Annotated in this window: 14 protein-coding genes and 2 tRNA genes; 10 read left to right on the top strand and 6 right to left on the bottom strand. The window is 69.4% G+C overall.

All coding sequences use genetic code 11. The features are described from left to right. Positions 1-64 precede the first annotated feature (64 nt). Positions 65-1,576: a serine/threonine protein kinase gene (locus KEG57_RS07365; RefSeq protein ID WP_272417334.1), complete on the bottom strand. Its 1,512-nt coding sequence runs from the start codon at positions 1,574-1,576 to the stop codon at positions 65-67. A 232-nt stretch (positions 1,577-1,808) separates the two neighbouring features. On the opposite strand from KEG57_RS07365, the gene guaB reads away from it, so the two are divergent. Further along, positions 1,809-3,260, top strand: coding sequence for an IMP dehydrogenase (gene guaB / locus KEG57_RS07360; RefSeq protein ID WP_272417333.1), 1,452 nt, complete (start codon positions 1,809-1,811; stop codon positions 3,258-3,260). On the opposite strand, the gene KEG57_RS07355 is transcribed toward guaB, so the two are convergent. Next, entirely contained in the window at positions 3,248-4,006 is a 759-nt protein-coding gene (locus tag KEG57_RS07355; protein WP_272417332.1) for an outer membrane protein, read from the bottom strand. The two genes, guaB and KEG57_RS07355, sit on opposite strands and share 13 nt — an antisense overlap. A gap of 86 nt (positions 4,007-4,092) precedes the next feature. Between KEG57_RS07355 and KEG57_RS07350 the strand changes: the two genes are divergently transcribed. Both KEG57_RS07350 and KEG57_RS07345 read left to right on the top strand, forming a co-directional pair. Then, positions 4,093-4,179, top strand: a tRNA-Ser gene (locus tag KEG57_RS07350). Positions 4,180-4,374: 195 nt separating this feature from the next. Continuing rightward, positions 4,375-4,459: transfer RNA gene (locus KEG57_RS07345), tRNA-Ser, on the top strand. A 169-nt stretch (positions 4,460-4,628) separates the two neighbouring features. Here KEG57_RS07345 and KEG57_RS07340 read toward each other — a convergent pair. Together KEG57_RS07340 and KEG57_RS07335 are read right to left on the bottom strand one after the other, a co-directional pair. Further along, positions 4,629-5,852, bottom strand: a complete 1,224-nt coding sequence (locus KEG57_RS07340; RefSeq protein WP_272417331.1) for an acyl-CoA dehydrogenase family protein — start codon at positions 5,850-5,852, stop codon at positions 4,629-4,631. Between the two features lie 22 nt (positions 5,853-5,874). Then, positions 5,875-7,098 (bottom strand): acyl-CoA dehydrogenase family protein, encoded by a 1,224-nt coding sequence (locus KEG57_RS07335; protein WP_272417330.1) that lies wholly within the window; start codon positions 7,096-7,098, stop codon positions 5,875-5,877. A gap of 204 nt (positions 7,099-7,302) precedes the next feature. Between KEG57_RS07335 and rplM the strand changes: the two genes are divergently transcribed. Further along, on the top strand, positions 7,303-7,746 hold the full coding sequence (gene rplM, locus KEG57_RS07330) for a 50S ribosomal protein L13 (protein WP_272417329.1): 444 nt from the start codon (positions 7,303-7,305) through the stop codon (positions 7,744-7,746). Between the two features lie 14 nt (positions 7,747-7,760). After that, complete coding sequence (gene rpsI / locus KEG57_RS07325) at positions 7,761-8,156, top strand: 30S ribosomal protein S9 (protein WP_136927400.1); 396 nt, start codon at positions 7,761-7,763, stop codon at positions 8,154-8,156. A gap of 87 nt (positions 8,157-8,243) precedes the next feature. Here rpsI and KEG57_RS07320 read toward each other — a convergent pair whose 3' ends face one another. Together KEG57_RS07320 and KEG57_RS07315 are read right to left on the bottom strand one after the other, a co-directional pair. Continuing rightward, positions 8,244-8,654 carry a hypothetical protein gene (locus KEG57_RS07320; protein ID WP_272417328.1) on the bottom strand — a complete coding sequence of 137 codons (411 nt, stop codon included), beginning with the start codon at positions 8,652-8,654 and terminating at the stop codon, positions 8,244-8,246. Between the two features lie 43 nt (positions 8,655-8,697). After that, positions 8,698-10,776 (bottom strand): M23 family metallopeptidase, encoded by a 2,079-nt coding sequence (locus KEG57_RS07315; RefSeq protein WP_272458328.1) that lies wholly within the window; start codon positions 10,774-10,776, stop codon positions 8,698-8,700. A 35-nt stretch (positions 10,777-10,811) separates the two neighbouring features. On the opposite strand from KEG57_RS07315, the gene KEG57_RS07310 reads away from it, so the two are divergent. The 5 genes from KEG57_RS07310 (at position 10,812) to KEG57_RS07290 (ending at position 16,336) form a co-directional block, all read left to right on the top strand. Then, positions 10,812-11,567 (top strand): tetratricopeptide repeat protein, encoded by a 756-nt coding sequence (locus tag KEG57_RS07310; protein ID WP_272417326.1) that lies wholly within the window; start codon positions 10,812-10,814, stop codon positions 11,565-11,567. 166 nt (positions 11,568-11,733) lie between these two features. Beyond that, positions 11,734-12,945 (top strand): DUF2062 domain-containing protein, encoded by a 1,212-nt coding sequence (locus tag KEG57_RS07305; RefSeq protein ID WP_272417325.1) that lies wholly within the window; start codon positions 11,734-11,736, stop codon positions 12,943-12,945. A 66-nt stretch (positions 12,946-13,011) separates the two neighbouring features. Continuing rightward, complete coding sequence (locus tag KEG57_RS07300) at positions 13,012-14,640, top strand: amidohydrolase (protein WP_272417324.1); 1,629 nt, start codon at positions 13,012-13,014, stop codon at positions 14,638-14,640. After that, entirely contained in the window at positions 14,637-15,971 is a 1,335-nt protein-coding gene (locus KEG57_RS55500) for an amidohydrolase family protein (RefSeq protein WP_272417323.1), read from the top strand. Before KEG57_RS07300 ends, KEG57_RS55500 begins: the two co-directional genes overlap by 4 nt. Beyond that, complete coding sequence (locus KEG57_RS07290; RefSeq protein ID WP_272417322.1) at positions 15,968-16,336, top strand: hypothetical protein; 369 nt, start codon at positions 15,968-15,970, stop codon at positions 16,334-16,336. The genes KEG57_RS55500 and KEG57_RS07290 overlap by 4 nt, the downstream gene beginning before the upstream one ends. The last annotated feature ends 4 nt before the right edge of the window (positions 16,337-16,340 follow it).

Raw genomic sequence — 16,340 nt, 5'->3', positions numbered from 1 at the left:
TGAGCGGGATTTCCGCGGGGAGCGAGCGACGTCTGGGCACGAAGGCGCGAGGGGTCCGCGTGGCTCAGAGCTCACGGAGCGGATCATACCCGGTTTGCTGCTTCGTCGTGCCTGCCTTGGGCGTGGGGTTCGTCTTCGTGGTCGGCGTCGGGCTCACCGATTTGCCCGTGGTCGCGGCGGCGGGCGTGATGGCGCTCGCCGACGAGGGCGCAGGCGACGCAGTCGTCGCCGCGGGAGGCGCCTCCACCGTCGCGGCACTCGAAGGTGCGCGGGCCTCGGGCGTCGCCGCAGCGACGGTGGGCGCGACGGTCGCAGCGACGCCGCCCGCGGCCGTCGCGGTCACCGGTGCAGAGAGGCGCAGGACGATCGCCGCGACGCCGATACCCACGACGAACGCGACGAGCAGCACGGCCCCGATCGCCTTGCGGTTCGACTTCTTCGCGGGCGGCGCATCCGGGCTCGCCATCGCCGCTCTGGAGTACGGCCCGTACGGCGCCGCGCCCGGCGGACGGAGCGCAGGCGCGGGCGGGAGCGGTGGCACCGGCGCGGGCATGACGGGGCTCGACGAAGGCGCGCCCGGCACGGGCGGACGATAGAGCCCACCCGCGAGCTTGCGGGTCCCCGTCGCCGTGAGATCCCAGTCGCCGGTCGACGTCATCGGCCGCGCGTCGAGCGGAACGCCGAGCACTTGCGCGAGGGCGAGGACGAGGTCGGAAGCCTTCGCGAACCGCCCATCTGGCTTGGGCCACGTCGCGCGGACGAACCATGCATCGAAGGCCTGCGGCAGCTCGACGCCGTAGCGACGCGCGCGCACCGAGGCCGGCTCCTTCGCGCCCTCCACGATGTGCAGAAGCAGCGTGTAGAGCGACTCGAGCTTGCGGCTGTCTTCGAGCCAGTACGGCTCGCCGACGAGCAGCGCGTAGGCGATGTGGGCGAGCGCGTAGAGGTCGGCGCGATGATCGATCGTGCCCTCGCCGAGGATCTGCTCGGGCGACATGTACGGCGGCGTGCCGAGGTTGATCGTCTGCTGCTTGATGCCGCCGTGCTGGCCGGAGGCGAGCACCTTGGCGATGCCGAAATCGAGCAGCTTGATGCGGGGCGTGCCGTCGTCGCGGTACGTGATGAAGATGTTCTCGGGCTTGAGATCGCGATGCACGATGCCCGCCGCGTGCGTCTTGTCGAGCGCGCGCGCGGCCTGCGAGAGCACGAGGACGATCTCGGGCGGCGAGAGTTTTCCCCGGTCGCCGAGCACGTTCGCGAGGTCGTCGCCGCGCAGGAGCTCCATCACGAGGAAGGGCGCGCCGGTCGCTTGATCGACGTCGGCGTCGAACGTCTCGACGATGTGCTCGCTGACGATGTCGGCAGTGACCGTGGCTTCGAGCTTGAAGCGCTCGCGCATCTCGGGGCTGCCGACGAGGCCGGGCAGCATCACCTTGAGGGCGCGGCGGCGGAGCGTCTTCTGGTCGATGACCTCGTAGACCGCGCCCATGGCGCCGGTGCTGACGCAACGCACGACCTCGTAATGGCCGTGGAAGATCTTGCCGGGGGCGAGCAGCCCCGCATCCGGTTCCGCCAAGGGATCTTCCTTCTAAGCGCGCGGTGTTCCGCTTTCAATAGCCGCGCCGCGCCGCCCGGCTCGTCTCGCACGAGTCCGCCCAACCTGCGGGAAACGAGCACGCTCGGCTGATCATTTTCCGCAGCTCTTACAAATATTTACCCTTATGCCGTGGGCACCGACACAGGGGTGCCGCCGGATCCGTGGCGTTCGCGGCGGGGCCGCGCTAGACCCGCCGCCTGCCGAGGAAGTGATGCTCGACGACAAACTCCGCGAATGCCTGACCTTCGACGACGTACTTCTGGTCCCGGCCTATAGCGAAGTGCTGCCGAACCAGGTGGACGTGCGGGCGCGCTTCAGCCGCCGCATCCCGCTCAACATCCCGCTCATCAGCGCGGCGATGGACTCGGTGACCGAAGGACGCACCGCCATCGCCATGGCGCGCGCCGGCGGCCTCGGCATCATCCACAAGAACCTCACGGTCGCGCAGCAAGCGCGCGAGGTCGAGCGCGTAAAGCGCGCCGAGAGCGGCATGATCACCGCGCCCGTGACCGTGCGCCCCGACGAGTCGCTGCGCGACGCGCTCGGCGTGATGAACGAGCACGACATCAGCGGCGTGCCCGTCGTCGAAGGCGGCAAGCCCGTCGGCATCCTGACCGCGCGCGACATCCGGTTCGAAAAGAACCTCGATCAACCCGTCAGCGCGCTCATGACCCGCGAGCTCGTGACGGTGCCGCCCGGCGTCTCGAACGACCGCGCGAAGGAGCTGCTCCACGCGCATCGCATCGAAAAGCTGCTCGTCGTGGAGAACGGCAAGCTCATCGGTCTCATCACGATCAAGGATCTCCTGCAGGCCGATCGAAACCCCGACGCGCTGAAGGACGAAGCCGGTCGCCTGCGCGTCGGCGCCGCGCTCGGCCCGGGGCCGGACTCGGACGAACGCGCGGAGGCACTCGCGGCGGCGAACGTCGACGTGCTCGTCGTGGACACGGCGCACGGGCACTCGCGTGGCGTGCTCGAGACCGTGAAGCGCGTGAAGAACCGCTTCCCGCACATCGACGTGGTCGGCGGGAACGTGGCCACGCCCGAGGCGGTCGAGGCGCTCGTCGACGCGGGCGCGGACGCGGTGAAGGTCGGCATCGGGCCAGGCAGCATCTGCACGACGCGTGTCGTCGCGGGCGTGGGCGTCCCGCAGATCACGGCCGTCTCCGACTGCGCGCGCGTGGCCGATCGGCACGGCATCCCGATCATCGCGGACGGCGGCATCAAGTACTCGGGCGACGTGACGAAGGCGCTCGCCGCGGGCGCGTGGAGCGTGATGGTCGGCTCGCTCTTCGCGGGCACGGACGAGGCGCCGGGCGACCTCGTGCTCTACCAGGGCCGCAGCTACAAGGTGTACCGCGGCATGGGCTCGCTCGGCGCGATGCGCAAGGGCTCGAAGGATCGCTACGGGCAGGGCGGCGCGGCCGACGAAAAACTCGTGCCCGAGGGCATCGAGGGCCGCGTGCCGTACCGGGGTTCGCTCGGCTCGATCGTCTACCAGCTCGTCGGCGGTCTGCGCTCGGGCATGGGCTACACGGGCTGCGCGACGGTGGCCGAGCTCCGGCAGAAGGCGCGCTTCGTGCGCATCACGTCGCAAGGGCTCCGCGAGAGCCACGTGCACGACGTGATCATCACGGAAGAAGCGCCGAACTACCGCACGTGACGAGCGCTCGTCGGGGGCAGCGGCTTGTCGCGGCCCTCGGTGAGATCGAAGCGGTAGAGCAGGCCCACGCGGAAGAGGAGCGAGTTCGTCGTGCCTGCGCCGGGCGCGCAGCCCTCGATGACTTCGCTCGAGAGGCGGTAGGCGTCGAACGATCCTTCGCCGGTGAACGAGACGGTTTTCCCGATCGGCACCTCGACGCCCGCGCCGACGCGCATGCCGAGGTTCAGGCTGTCCCGCGCGGAGCAGGAGAACGGCTGTCCGCCGCGCAGCCCTCCATCGACGAGGACGACGCCATCGGCGTGCGCGCTTTGCCACACGGCGCCGAGACCTGCGCCGAAGAACGGCACGACGGGTTCGAGTCCGGAGAGGCGTACGCGGAGCGAGGCCCACACGGTGTCGGTCGAGCGAGCGATGTGAACGGCGCCGAAGGGGACGACACCGCTCTCCTCGCGGCCGAGGCCCACGTGCTCGTACGTGAGCCCGATCCAGATGGGGTGCAGGAGGTAGGCGAGTCCGAAGCCGAACATGCCCCCGCCGCGCTGCGCGACCGGGAAGAGGGGCGCGTCGCCGAGGCGAACGGCGCCGCCGACCGAGGCCGAGAGGTCGACCCCGGTCTGTCGGGGCTTCTTCGGCTGGGCCGGCGGGGCGGCCTGGGCACGCGCCTGCTCGGCACCGAGGAGGGACACGAGGAGCGCGGCTGCGCCAAACGCACGGGCCTTCTGGGCCTTCAGGGAGAGCGGGAACATGCCCCGAGGCTTACGCTGGACATTTCTTCGTTGGCAAGGACGGACGATGCTTGACCAGCCGGCCGCCTTTTGCCATCTTCGCCCGCGGAGAGGTGACCGAGAGGCCGAAGGTGCCTGATTCGAAATCAGGTGTACCCTCACGGGTACCGCGGGTTCGAATCCCGCTCTCTCCGCACAGACCAGCGTAAACGTGACGCGCGCCGATGGCCCCAAGCTGCCGGCGCGTTGTTACGAGTGCGCAGCGGGGTGGCGAGAAACGCCGCGAGCACCCCGGAGCTAGGGAGGACGAACCGAGGAATCCTGCGCGGATTTCGAGGAAGTCCGACCGACGATCCGGGGTGCGCAGCAAGTTTCTCGCCGCACCGCTTGGAGAGGTGACCGAGTGGTCGAAGGTGCACGACTGGAAATCGTGTGTACGGCAACGTACCGCGGGTTCGAATCCCGCCCTCTCCGCCCAACATGAGGGGCTCCGGTCGGCCCGAAATCTTCCGATTTCGGGCCTTCCTCTGCCGCCCATACCCCCCGCGTTCGTCTCCCTTGCCGAAGGGGCGTCCCTGCAAGGACGGGAAAGGGTCTGCCACCAGGCAGACCCTTTCTTGCTTTGTGCCTCAACCGTTGGACGTCAAAACGATTTCAGGTTCGACACGATCCGCTTCGAGATGACCACGCGCTGGATGTTCCCGGTGCCCTCGAAGATGTCGTAGACCTTGATGTCGCGGAACCACTTCTCGAGCAGCGCGTGCTCGCTCTGTAGCGTCCCGTGCGCGCCGCAGATCTCGATCGCGTCGATGCACGCGAGCGTCGCCGCCTGCCCCGCCGCGGCCTTCGACATGCTCGCTTCCTTCGCGTTCGGGATGTTCATGTCCGCGAGGTACGTCGCGCGATGCACGAGCAGCCGCGCCGCCTCGAGCCGCCGGCCGATCTTCGCGAGCTTCTCCGCGATCGCCGCGTACCGCGGGATCGGCCGCGTGAGCACGTAGTTCTGCTTCACGAAGTCGCGTGCGTACTCGTACGCCGCGCGCCCGATGCCCACGGCCATGGCCGCCACGAGCGGCCGCGTGTTGTCGAAGGTCTTCATCGCCGTCATGAAGCCCTCCTTCGTCCGATACGCCTCCTCGCCGCCGAGCAGGTTCTCCTCCGGCACACGACAGTCCTCGAGCACGAGCTCCGCCGTCTCGTTCGCGCGAAGCCCCATCTTGTCCTCGATCTTGCCGACCTCGAACCCGGGCGTCCCCTTCTCCACCACGAACGCGCGATGCCCCGCGCGCCCGAGCGATGGATCCACGGTCGCGAAGATGACGGTCCACACCGCGCGACCGCCGTTCGTGATGTAGCACTTGCGCCCGTTCAGCACCCAGTGCGCGCCGTCCTTGCGACAGCTCGTGCGGATGCCGGCGACGTCGCTGCCCGCGCCCGGCTCCGTCAGACCGTACGCGCCCCACTTGAGCGGGCCCGTGTCCATGTCGCGGAACATCCCGAGGAAACGCTTCTTCTGCTCCGGCGTCCCCGTCGCGCGCACCGGCGGCGCGCCGAGCCCCGGACCCGGCATGCTGAGCGGGATCGCCGCGTCCGCCCACGCGAGCTCCTCGGCCGCGATCACCGCCGTGCGGTTCGACTCGGAGGGCTTGCTCGGATCACGCTCCTTGCGCGGCGTGCCCTCGTGGAACTCCGCGATGTCGTCCGAGCGAACGCCCCTCGACATCATCATGAAGTTGCGCAGGAACGACTCCGGCACCTCCTTGTTGCGATCCATGTCGAGGCTCATCGGCCGGATCACATGACGTCCGAGCGAGTGGAGCGCCTCTTTCAGCTCCTGTTGCTTCTTGCTCAAAGCAAATTCGATCATCGTCGGCTCCTCGTTCGGTCCGTCAGGTGAAGATCGCCTGCGTGTCGGGGGTGGGCAGCACGAGCGCGGGGTCGAGCTTCTGCCCGAGCTCGATCGCGCTCGCGAGCTGATCAAGATGCTCGGCCGTCGGCGCGGCGAGCATGAGCTGCTTCGCGTCGCGCATCAGCTTCTCGGCCACGAGGTCGCGGATGAAGCCCGAGCCGCCGAAGAGCTGCACGCAGTCGTCCGCCGTGCGCATCGTCGCCTCGAACGCATGCGCCGCCGCGCGCGCCGACGCGAGCAGCGCCTCCCGCTCGGGCAGACCCGCGTCCCACGCCGCCGCCGCCTTCCACACGAGCCAGCGCGACGTCTCCACGTCCATCGCCCGATCCGCGAGCGTGAACGCGACGGCCTGGAAGTGGCCGATGGGCTTGCCGAACGCGACGCGCGTGTCGCAGTGCTCGCGCGCGAGCTCGAACGCGAAGCGCGAAAGCCCCACCGCCCGCGCCGCCACGACGAGCGCGTGCTTCACGAAGAAGCGCAGCGCTGACCGGGTAAAACCCTCCTCGCTGCCATCGCCGTGCAGACGATCCGCCTCGCGCACGACCGCGCCTTCCAGCACGAGCTCGCCGAAGCTCGCCGCGTCGAGCCCGAGCGTCTTGTGCCGCTCCCCCGCGCGGAGCCCCGGGTTGTCACGCCGCACCACGAACGCGCCGATCCCGCCCCACCCGCGGTCCGGCTCCACCTGCGCGAACACGACGAACCGATCGGCGAGCGCCGCGTTCCCCACGAACGCCTTTTTCCCCGTGATCCGGTACCCCTCGTCGATCCGCTCGGCCTTCGTCACGAACCCTCCGTGCGTGCGACACGGCGCGGGCTCGCTCCACGCGACCGCGCCGAACCGGTCCCAGCCGCCCTCGTCTGCGAAGCCGGAGAGCAGCTCCGCCGCGCGCTCCGGCCCGCCGAGCTCGAGCACCGCGCGCCCGAACGCGCCGGGCCCTGCGAGGCCGAACGCTGCGGCTGCGTCGGCCGCGCCGAGCTCCTCCTCGATCAGCACGGAGGTCACGAGCCCTTGGCCCTGCCCTCCGGCGGCTTCGGGCGCCGTGACGAGCCCGAGGCCCATCTCGTGCGCCGTTCGTCGGATATCCTCGGGCACGCCGCGCGCGTGCTCCAGCTCGCGTGTCCGGGGCAGAAGCGTGGCTTTCGCGAATTCCGCCACGGCATCTTGCATGAGCCGCTGGTCTTCGGTGGGTTCGAAGGCAATCATGGGTCCGAGCAAGGTCGGCCAAGGGTGACCCTGCCGTCAACGCGGCGGGTTTTACGCACTTTTCGGTGGGGTAGACGGGGGGTCGACGGGTGGATCACGAACGATCCGATGCGGTTTTGCCCTCGTCGATCCTTGACAGACCGCCACCCCGCCTGTAGAAGTTGCGCCCCTTTCAGCTAGCCGGTGTCCCTCGGAGTCCGAGCGATGAATCCAGTCCCCAAGTCGTACAGCGCCAAGCCTGCAGAGGCGCACGCAGATCGTAAGTGGTGGGTGATCGATGCGGAGGGCAAGCCCCTCGGCCGCCTCGCCTCGCAAGTCGCGACCATCCTGCGCGGCAAGAACAAGCCCACGTTCACGCCCCACGTCGACACGGGGGATTTCGTGATCATCGTGAACGCCCAGAAGGTGGTGCTCACGGGACGCAAGCTGGAGCAGAAGCAGTACGTCCGGCACAGCGGTGAGCCGGGAGGCTTCCGGACCGAGGCGTACGGTCATCTGCTCGAGCGCAAGCCTGAGCTGCCGATCGTGAAGGCGGTCAAGGGCATGCTCCCGAAGAACATCCTCGGTCGCGAGCTCATCACGAAGCTCAAGGTGTACGCCGGACCGGATCATCCCCATGCGGCGCAGAAGCCGCAGCCCCTTGCGTGAACTGAGGCCGATCCATGCCCGAGAACAATCGCATCTACGCTACCGGTAAGCGCAAGACGGCCGTCGCGCGCGTGTGGATCTCGCCGGGCTCCGGCAAGATCTCGGTGAATGCTCGCGGCGCGAACGACTACTTCGTGCGCGAGACCAACCAGATGATCATGCGCCAGTCGCTCGAGCTCCTCGAGCTCGTCGACCAGTACGACGTGCAGGCCACGGTGTCCGGCGGCGGACACAGCGCCCAGGCCGAGGCGATGCGCCACGGCATCGCGCGCGCCCTCTGCCTCGCCGATCCGGAGCGCCGCGCCTCGCTGAAGCGCGCCGGCTTCCTGACGCGCGACGCGCGCAAGAAGGAGCGCAAGAAGTACGGTCAGCCGGGCGCCCGCAAGCGCTTCCAGTACTCGAAGCGCTGATCGCTCTTCGCTCGGTCCCCAGAACCCCCTCTCCTCAAGGACAGGGGGTTTTGGTGTTTTGTCCGTAGGGATTCGGACGGGACGAGCTCAGTCCTTCTTCGACACGAGGTCGGCGCGCTGCGCGTAGAGCCAGGCCCGCGCGCTCGCCTCGTCTCCGAAGAACCGTACGTTCGCATCGCTGTGCGTGAGCAGGCGCACCGCGCGCATGGTCAGGTCCACGAGCATCTGCGTGTATCGGTTCCCGCCCGCGACCGCGATCACGCGGTTCCTCGTACCGACCCCGGGCTCGGTGCTTGCCCGGCGCGCGTCCATGGTCGAGCTGAGCATGCGCGAGATGTCGACCAGCGCGAGCAGGTGCGTCTTGCCCACGCTCCACTCGGCCTCCGCGCGGCGCAGCGCCCGGAGATGGGGCCCGTCGACGCCCCCACCGAGGCGGTAGATCACGAGGTCGGGCTCCTCCACCTCGAGCACGCTCTCACCCGCTCGCGCGATCTGCACGGACCTCGAGAACTCGTTGCTGCTCAAATCATCTCCGGCGCGCTCAATGCGCCTCGGACTCCTCTCCCGGATCGTCCGGGGGCGCCTCGGGCGCAGGGCCCGCCGGGGGCTTCTTCCCCGGGCCCGCGATCGGCGTCGCCGACGACGGCCCCATGGGCAGGCCGTTCAAGAGCGGCGCGGGGATCGGAATCCCGCCGCCTTCATCATCATCGTCACCCGTCTCCTCGACGAAGCCCGGCGGCGTGGCTGCGGCCGGCTCACCCGCCGGCTGCGAAGGCGGCGCGCCCGGCGCGGCAGGCGCGGCGGCGCTCCCCGCGGGCGATGGCGGCGCGCCCGGCGCGGCGGCCGCGGGCGCGGGCTTCTCGGGCGGCGGCTCGGGCAACGGGATCGCGTCGAGACGCCGATCGAGCTCCGCCTTCACCTCGAGGAACGCGGCGCGATCGCCCGGCGGCAGCACGCGCTCGCCGTCCATCTGCAGCGTCAAGGCGTCGAAGAACTTGCCGTCCTTCTTCGCGCTGAAGTGCAGATGCGGGCCCGTCGATCGGCCCGTCGATCCGACGTAGCCCACGAGCTGGTGCACGCCGATCTTCATCCCGACCTTGATGCCGGCCGCGAAGCGCGAGAGGTGCGCGTAGCCCGTCTGCACGCCGTTCGGGTGCATGATCGTCACCAGGTTCCCGCTCGGGCCCGCGGGCCCCACCCAGTCGACCGTGCCCTTGTACGCCGAGTACACCGGCGTCCCCGTCGGCGCGCCGAGGTCCGTGCCGTTGTGCGGCATCAGCTTCTTCAGCACGGGATGCATCCGCTTCGGGTTGAAGTGCGACGTCACCGGCGCGCCCGGGACCGGCGAGCGCCAGCCGCCCGAGTACGGCTGTTTGCCGTGATCGTCCCAGTAGCCGCGCGCCTCCTGCCCGTTGAAGAAGTAGATGCGGATCGGCTTCTCCGCGGGATCGGCCGGCCTGTACTCGAGCGCGACGATCTTCTTGTATCGCGCGAACATCCCGAGGGCCGTCTCCTCTACCGCGATCACCCGCACCGTGGAGCCTTCCTCGAAGGCCTCCGACGAGATGCGACCGCCGAGCGCGTCATCGATCGTCGCGATGATCCCGTCTTCCAGGCCGCCGGCCTGATACGACGCGACGAGATCCTTGCTCACGTAGAACGCGCTCACGACCTCGGCCTCGGCGACCTTCATGTCGAGCCGCGTGCCGGCGAGGATGCCGTTCTGATCCTCGCGCGCCTGGTAGACCTCGAGCGACGAGACCTCGTACTCGAAGGCGCGCACGCGCTTCGTCGCGCGATCGAGCGCCACGAAGAACTTGTCCTTGCGGCCGCACTTGTCGAACTTCCGCGTCCCTTCGAAGGCCTTCATGATCCGGTAGGTCTGGGCCTTCGGAACATCCTTCTCCGCGAGCGCTTCCACGAAGCTCTTGCGATCGATCGTCCCCGACACGATCTGCACCGCCGGATCCTTCGCGAGCTCCGACAGCCGCCACGGCCCCGGGACCGGCTCGCGCTTCTTCTTCGTCGGCAGCGCGTTCGGACCGCCTTGCGTGTTCTCCGGCGTCGAGGCCTGGTGCGTGAGCGCGGCGCCCGCGATGAGCGCGCGCTCGTTGCGCGGCGGCACCACCTGGATCAGGAGCGCGATGATCGACGTCACCGTCGCGAGCCCGAAGAGCCCCCCGAAGATCGCCGTCATGCGCGGCGTGAGGTGCACGCCTCCGTGCGCGCGCGGCAGCGGCCTCGCCGACGGGCCTTCGAGCCCCGACGAGGGCGAAGGTCCTGCACCGCCGCCTGCGAGCCCCGAGAGCGGGCCTCGTGGCGCGGCGGGCGGGCCCTCGGCTTCGCGCCTTCGCAGGGGCACGACGAGGCGCGGACGTTTGGATCTCGAAGCGTCCGCGACGCTCCCACCCGGCTCGGGCGACGGATCGTTCATGTCGTCGAGCTCGGGCGCTTGGGGACCCGCGCGCTCTTCGACGGGGATGATCGGCTCCGGGACGTCCGCCACGGGATGCACGTACCCCGAGCAGACGAAGGCGGCAAGGGCGGCGTGCATGTGCACGTTCGAGCATCCGCCTCGGTCGAAGTACTTGAAAACGTAGGCTTTTTTGCTCTGTCGCATCGCCGAGCCGGTTTGGTCGACGTAGACTTCGGGGCATGGATGAGCGCCTCAAGGACCTGCTCCGCGTCGCGCGAGAGCACTACCAACGACGGGATTACGACCGCGCCGAGCCCGCCCTGAGAGAAGCGCTCGCGCTCCATGGCGAGCTCGCCGACGTGCACGACATGCTGGGCGTGATCCTCCATGATCGCGGGGATCTCCTGGGCGCCCGGTTCCACTTCGCGAACGCCGCGCGCATCAACCCCGACTACACCGAGGCGCTCATGAACCTCGCGGTCACCCACGCCGACCTCGGCGACTACGAGGCCGCGCGTGAGGTCTACCGGCGCATCCAGTCGGAACACACGGGCACCACCTCCGATCCTTTCGTCCGCGGAAAAATCGCCAACATGCACGCGGACCTGTCGCAGGCCTACCTCGACGCCGGCAGCCCTCGCGACGCCATCGCGGAGCTGCGCCGCGCCGTCGACCTCTGCCCGCGTTTCCCCGATTTGCAGGCTCGCCTCGGCACGCTCTACCGCGACCAGGGCAACCACGCTCTCGCGCGCGAGCACTACACCGCGGCGATCGAGGCGAACCCGCGTTACGCCCCGGCCCACGTCCTCCTCGGCCTCACGATGCTCGCCCTTGGCAGCGCCGATCAGGCCGTCGCGTGCTTCCGCTCGGCGCTCGCGGTCGAGCCGGACAACAAGAGCGCGAAGATGTACCTTCGCCTGGTCGAGGCCCAGCGCAACGCGCGCGCGGCCAAGCAGACCAGCCGCTCCCGCGAGGGTGCCCGAACACCCACTTGACGCTTGGGGGTTCCGCTCGGACAAGCCGAGCTGCACCCCCAAACCCCCACTTGACGCTTGGGGGTTCCGCTCGGACAAGCCGAGCTGCACCCCCAAACCCCCACTTGACGCTTGGGGGTTCCGCTCGGACAAGCCGAGCTGCACCCCCAAACCCCCCACGTAACCGTTGGCAACCTTCTCCTTCTGGCGCGAAGAGCTCCGGCGCGCCTTCCGTGACCTCCAAGGCGAGGACCTCTCTCCCGCGCGGCTCGGCGCCGCCGTCGCCCTTGGCCTGTTCATCGGCTCGCTGCCCGTCTTCGGGTTCCACCTCCTCCTCGTCCTCGTCATCTGCCTGAAGCTCCGCCTGCACGCCGTGCTCGCGTACGCCGCGGCGAACGTCTCGAACCCCTTCTTCGCGCCCTTCCTCATCACCGCCGAGATCCAGGTCGGAGCCCGACTCCGCACCGGCGCTTGGCTCCGCCTCGATCACCCGATCGAGGCTGGCTACCGCGCCCTCGCCGACTTCGCCGCCTACATGCTCGTCGGCGCCCCGCTCGTCGGACTCGCCCTCGCCGCCGCCGGCTTCGTCCTCACCATCGCGTTCGTCCTCGCCAAACGCGCCATCCGCCCCGCCTCCGGCGCGCTCCCGCCCTACCGTCTCCCGGAGAACGCGCCTCCGTGGATCGTCGCCGCCGAACGCGTCGCCTCGCGCTTCGCCTCGCCGGAGAGCCCTTCCGCCGCTGACAAAAGCCTCTTCCACTACGTCCGCATCAAGCTCTCGCTCGATCCCGTCGCGCGCCTCATCGCCGACATCGAGGGCACGCGTGACGGCGCGCTCGGCGACGTGCTCGACATCGGCACCGGCCGCGGCCAGCTCCCGATCCTCCTCCTCGAGCTCGGCCGCGCCTCGCGCGCGCATGGCCTCGACTGGGACGAGGCCAAGATCGAAGCCGCGCGTCGCGCCGCCGCCACGCGCCCCGAGGGCAGTGTGCCCGCCGCCGCCACGTTCGCCCGCGAAGACGCGCGCCGCTTCGAGGCCACGCCGGCCGACACCGTCCTGCTCATCGACCTCCTCCACTACTTCACGATCGAAGAGCAGGACGCGATCCTCGGCTGCGCCGCCGACCACGTAAAACCCGGCGGCCGCTTGCTCGTACGCGAGGCCGACACCGAGCGAGGCTTCCGCAGCTTCGCCACCTTGCTCGAAGAAAAAATCTTCACGGCCGTACGATTCAACCGCGGCGAGCGTGTTCGTTTCCGGCCTGCGCAGAGCATCGCTGCGCTCCTCGAAGCGCGCGGCTTCCACTGCGAAATCCTGCCGGCGTGGGGCTCCACGCCCTTCTCCAACGTCCTCATCGTCGCGCGACGACCCGCGCTGGAGAATGCCCCCGCAGCGTGATCTCCCAGCAAGCGGCGATACGCCTATGCCCCGCACGTTCGTCCGGGTGTGATACCGTCCCGCGCGATGTTCTCTCGCCGCGCGTTCCGGCTCCTATCGCCGCTGCTCCTGGCCCTGCCCGCCTGCGCCTCCTCCTCGACCTCCGCGCCTCCGAGCTCGCCTGCGCAGGCCGAGGCGCCACCGCCCGACGTCCCCTTCCCCTGGGAGGCGCGCCCTTCCACGGCCGCGGGCATCGAAACGCCCGCCGCGGCGTCGCCGCCGGTCCTCATCCGCAATGCGACGCTCTGGCTCGCCACGGGCAAGACGATCCCGCGCGGCAGCATTCTCCTGCAGGGCGGCAAGATCGCCCAGGTCGCCGAGGGCGACATCACGCCGCCCGAAGGCGCGCGGGTCATCGACGCGGCCGGTAAATTCGTCACACCGGGCATCATCGACACGCACTCGCACATTGGCGTGTATCCGATGCCGGGCACGGTCGCGCACCTCGACGGCAACGAGGCGAGCTCGCCCGTCACGCCCGACGTGCAGACCGTCGACGGCTTCTGGCCTCAGGATCCGGCCATCGAGCGGGCCGTCGCGGGCGGCGTCACCACGCTCCAGATCCTCCCTGGCTCGGCGAACCTCATTGGCGGCCGCGCTGTCACCTTGAAGCTTCGCCCCGCCCTCTCGCCGCGGCAAATGCATTTTCCCGGCGCGCCGGACGGCCTCAAAATGGCCTGCGGCGAGAACCCCAAGCGCACCTACGGCAATGGCCGCCACGCGGCGCCCGGCACGCGCATGGGCAACCTCGCCATGCAACGCAAGGCCTTCCTCGACGCGAAAAAACACGAGGACGACTGGCAACGTTACCGCACCACCGAGGCGAACCGCATCCGCGAGGACCAGAAGAAACGCAGTGCCTACGAGGCCGAGGTCGAGTCCCGCAAGAAGCAGCAAGCGCAATGCCAGGACGACCCGTACTTCTCGTCCTGCGCCGAATGGCAAAAAGGCTGGGACAAACCTCTCGATCCCCCGAAGCCGAGCGACCCCGGCGCCGCGCCCCCGCGTGACCCGGCCAAGGAGACGCTCATCGGCGCCATGCGCGGCAGCGTCCTCGTCCACATCCATTGTTATCGCGCGGACGACATGCTCGCCATGCTCGCGCTCGCCGACGAGGTCGGCTTCCAGGTGCGGAGCTTCCACCACGCGCTCGAGGCGTACAAGATCCGCGACGTCCTCGCGAAAAAGAACGTCTCCATCTCCACCTGGGCCGATTGGTGGGGCTTCAAGATGGAGGCGTACGACGGCATCCCCGAGAACATCGCGCTCCTGCAGGAATCGGGGGCCCTCCCGATCGTGCACACCGACTCGTCCGAGGGCGTCCAGCGCATGAACCAGGAGGCGAGCAAGGCGCTCGCCAGCGGCCGGCGCGCCGGAATGCCACTCACGGACGAGGAGGCCATTCGCTGGCTCACGTACAACCCCGCCTGGGCCCTCGGCATCGAAAAACGCGTCGGCACGCTCGAAGTCGGCAAGGACGCGGACGTCGTGCTCTGGGACCGCCACCCCTTCTCGGTGTATGCCTCGGCCGAGGAGGTCTGGATCGACGGCGCCACCGTGCATCAAAAAGACAAAAAACGCCCACCCTGGAGCGATTTCGAACTCGGCCAGGACACCGGCCGCCCCACGACCCTTCTGCCCGGAGGTGCGCCGTGACAAACCCCCGAAAGACGTTTGTCTGGTCCCTGTTCGTCCTGACCACCGTTCTCGCGGCGACGGAGGCCTTCGCGCAACCTCGTCCCGCGCAGGCTCCGGCGCCCGCGACCGCGAAAGCCGCCGAGCCTGCCGCCGCCGCGCCGATCGCGATCGTCGGCGGACGCGTCCACACTGGCACGGGTGAGGTCCTCGAAGACGCCACAATCCTCGTGGAAAAAGGCCTCGTCCAGAAAATCGGAAAAGGCCTCGCCGTCCCGCCTGGCGTCATCACGATCGGCGCCAAGGGCGCCATCGTCACGCCCGGCTTCGTCGACGCGTTCACGTCCATTGGCCTCGTCGAAGTCTCGCTCGAAGACTCGACGCACGACGACGATCGCGGCGGCAAAGACCCCATTCGCGCGGCCTTCCGCGCCGCCGACGGCTACAACCCCGCCTCCACCGTCGTCGGCATCACGCGCGCCGAGGGCGTCACCTCCGTGGCCGTCGTCCCTCTCGGCGGGCGTTTTTCCGGACAATCTGCCTGGGCCGACCTCGACGGCGACACCCGCGAATCGGCCCTGGCCCAAGGCCCGCTCGCGCTCCACGTCCACCTCGACGGGAGCAGCCTCGACGGCGACCGCGGCGGCCCTGCGGCGGCCTTGCTCCTCGCGCGCGAGGTCTTCGACGACGCCCGTACGTTCCAGAAAAACCGCGCCGCGTGGGAGCGCAATCAAAGCCGCCCCTTCGCGGCGAGCCGCCTCGACCTCGAAGCCGTCGGTAACGCACTCGCCGGCCGCGTCCCGGTCGTCTTCCACGTCGATCGCGCCTCCGACATCCTCGCCGCCGTCGCGCTCGCCAAGGAGTTCGGCCTCCGCCCCGTCATCGCGGGCGGCGCCGAGGCCTGGAAAATCGCGCCTCGCCTCGCCGAATCGAAAATCCCGGTGATCGTCAATCCCCTCGAACCTGGCCCCACGAGCTTCCACACCCTCGGCACGCGTGACGACAACGCCGCGCTTCTCCACGCGGCTGGCGTCCCCGTCGTCCTCACCACGGCCGACACGCACAATGCGCGCAAGCTCCGCCAGATCGCTGGCAATGCCGTCCGCGCGGGATTGCCGCACGCGGCGGCCATTGCCGCGATTACCCGCGCTCCGGCCGAGGCGCTCGGGCTCGGCGCGAAATACGGCACGCTCGCGCCTGGCAAGGTCGCGAACCTCGTCGTCTGGTCGGGGGATCCCCTCGAAATCGCCTCGCGCCCGCTCGCGGTCGTCATTCGTGGCAAGAAGGTCGACCTCGCGAACCGCCAATCTGCTCTTTTCACACGTTACCGAAAACTCCCCATCGCCCGGTGAACGCGCCCGCGCCGCCTCGGTTTCGCGTCCGCCTCTTCCTCGAACGCCTCGCCGTCGGCCACTTCTTCGGCTACCCCCTCGCCTTCGTCTGGGCCATCGCCTCGATGCCGCTCACGATCCACCTGCATTTCGAGCGCCTCTCCGCGATCGAACACGACACCGAGGCGATGGGCCAGCTCGTCGTCCGCCTCGTCGCCTGGCCTGCGGGCGTCGTGTTCGTCCTCTCGCACCTCTTCGCGATCGCGTGGGGGCTCGCGCAGGAGAAGAAACGCGGGCAATGGGTCTTCTTCGGCGGATTCGGCGTGATCCTCGGGACGGGCGTCCTCTTCGGCGCGGGGAGCTGGCTCTGGCTCTACCTGCGCTGATGGA

The organism is Polyangium jinanense (assembly GCF_028435365.1).
This window is presented reverse-complemented; position numbering and strand designations above follow the sequence as displayed.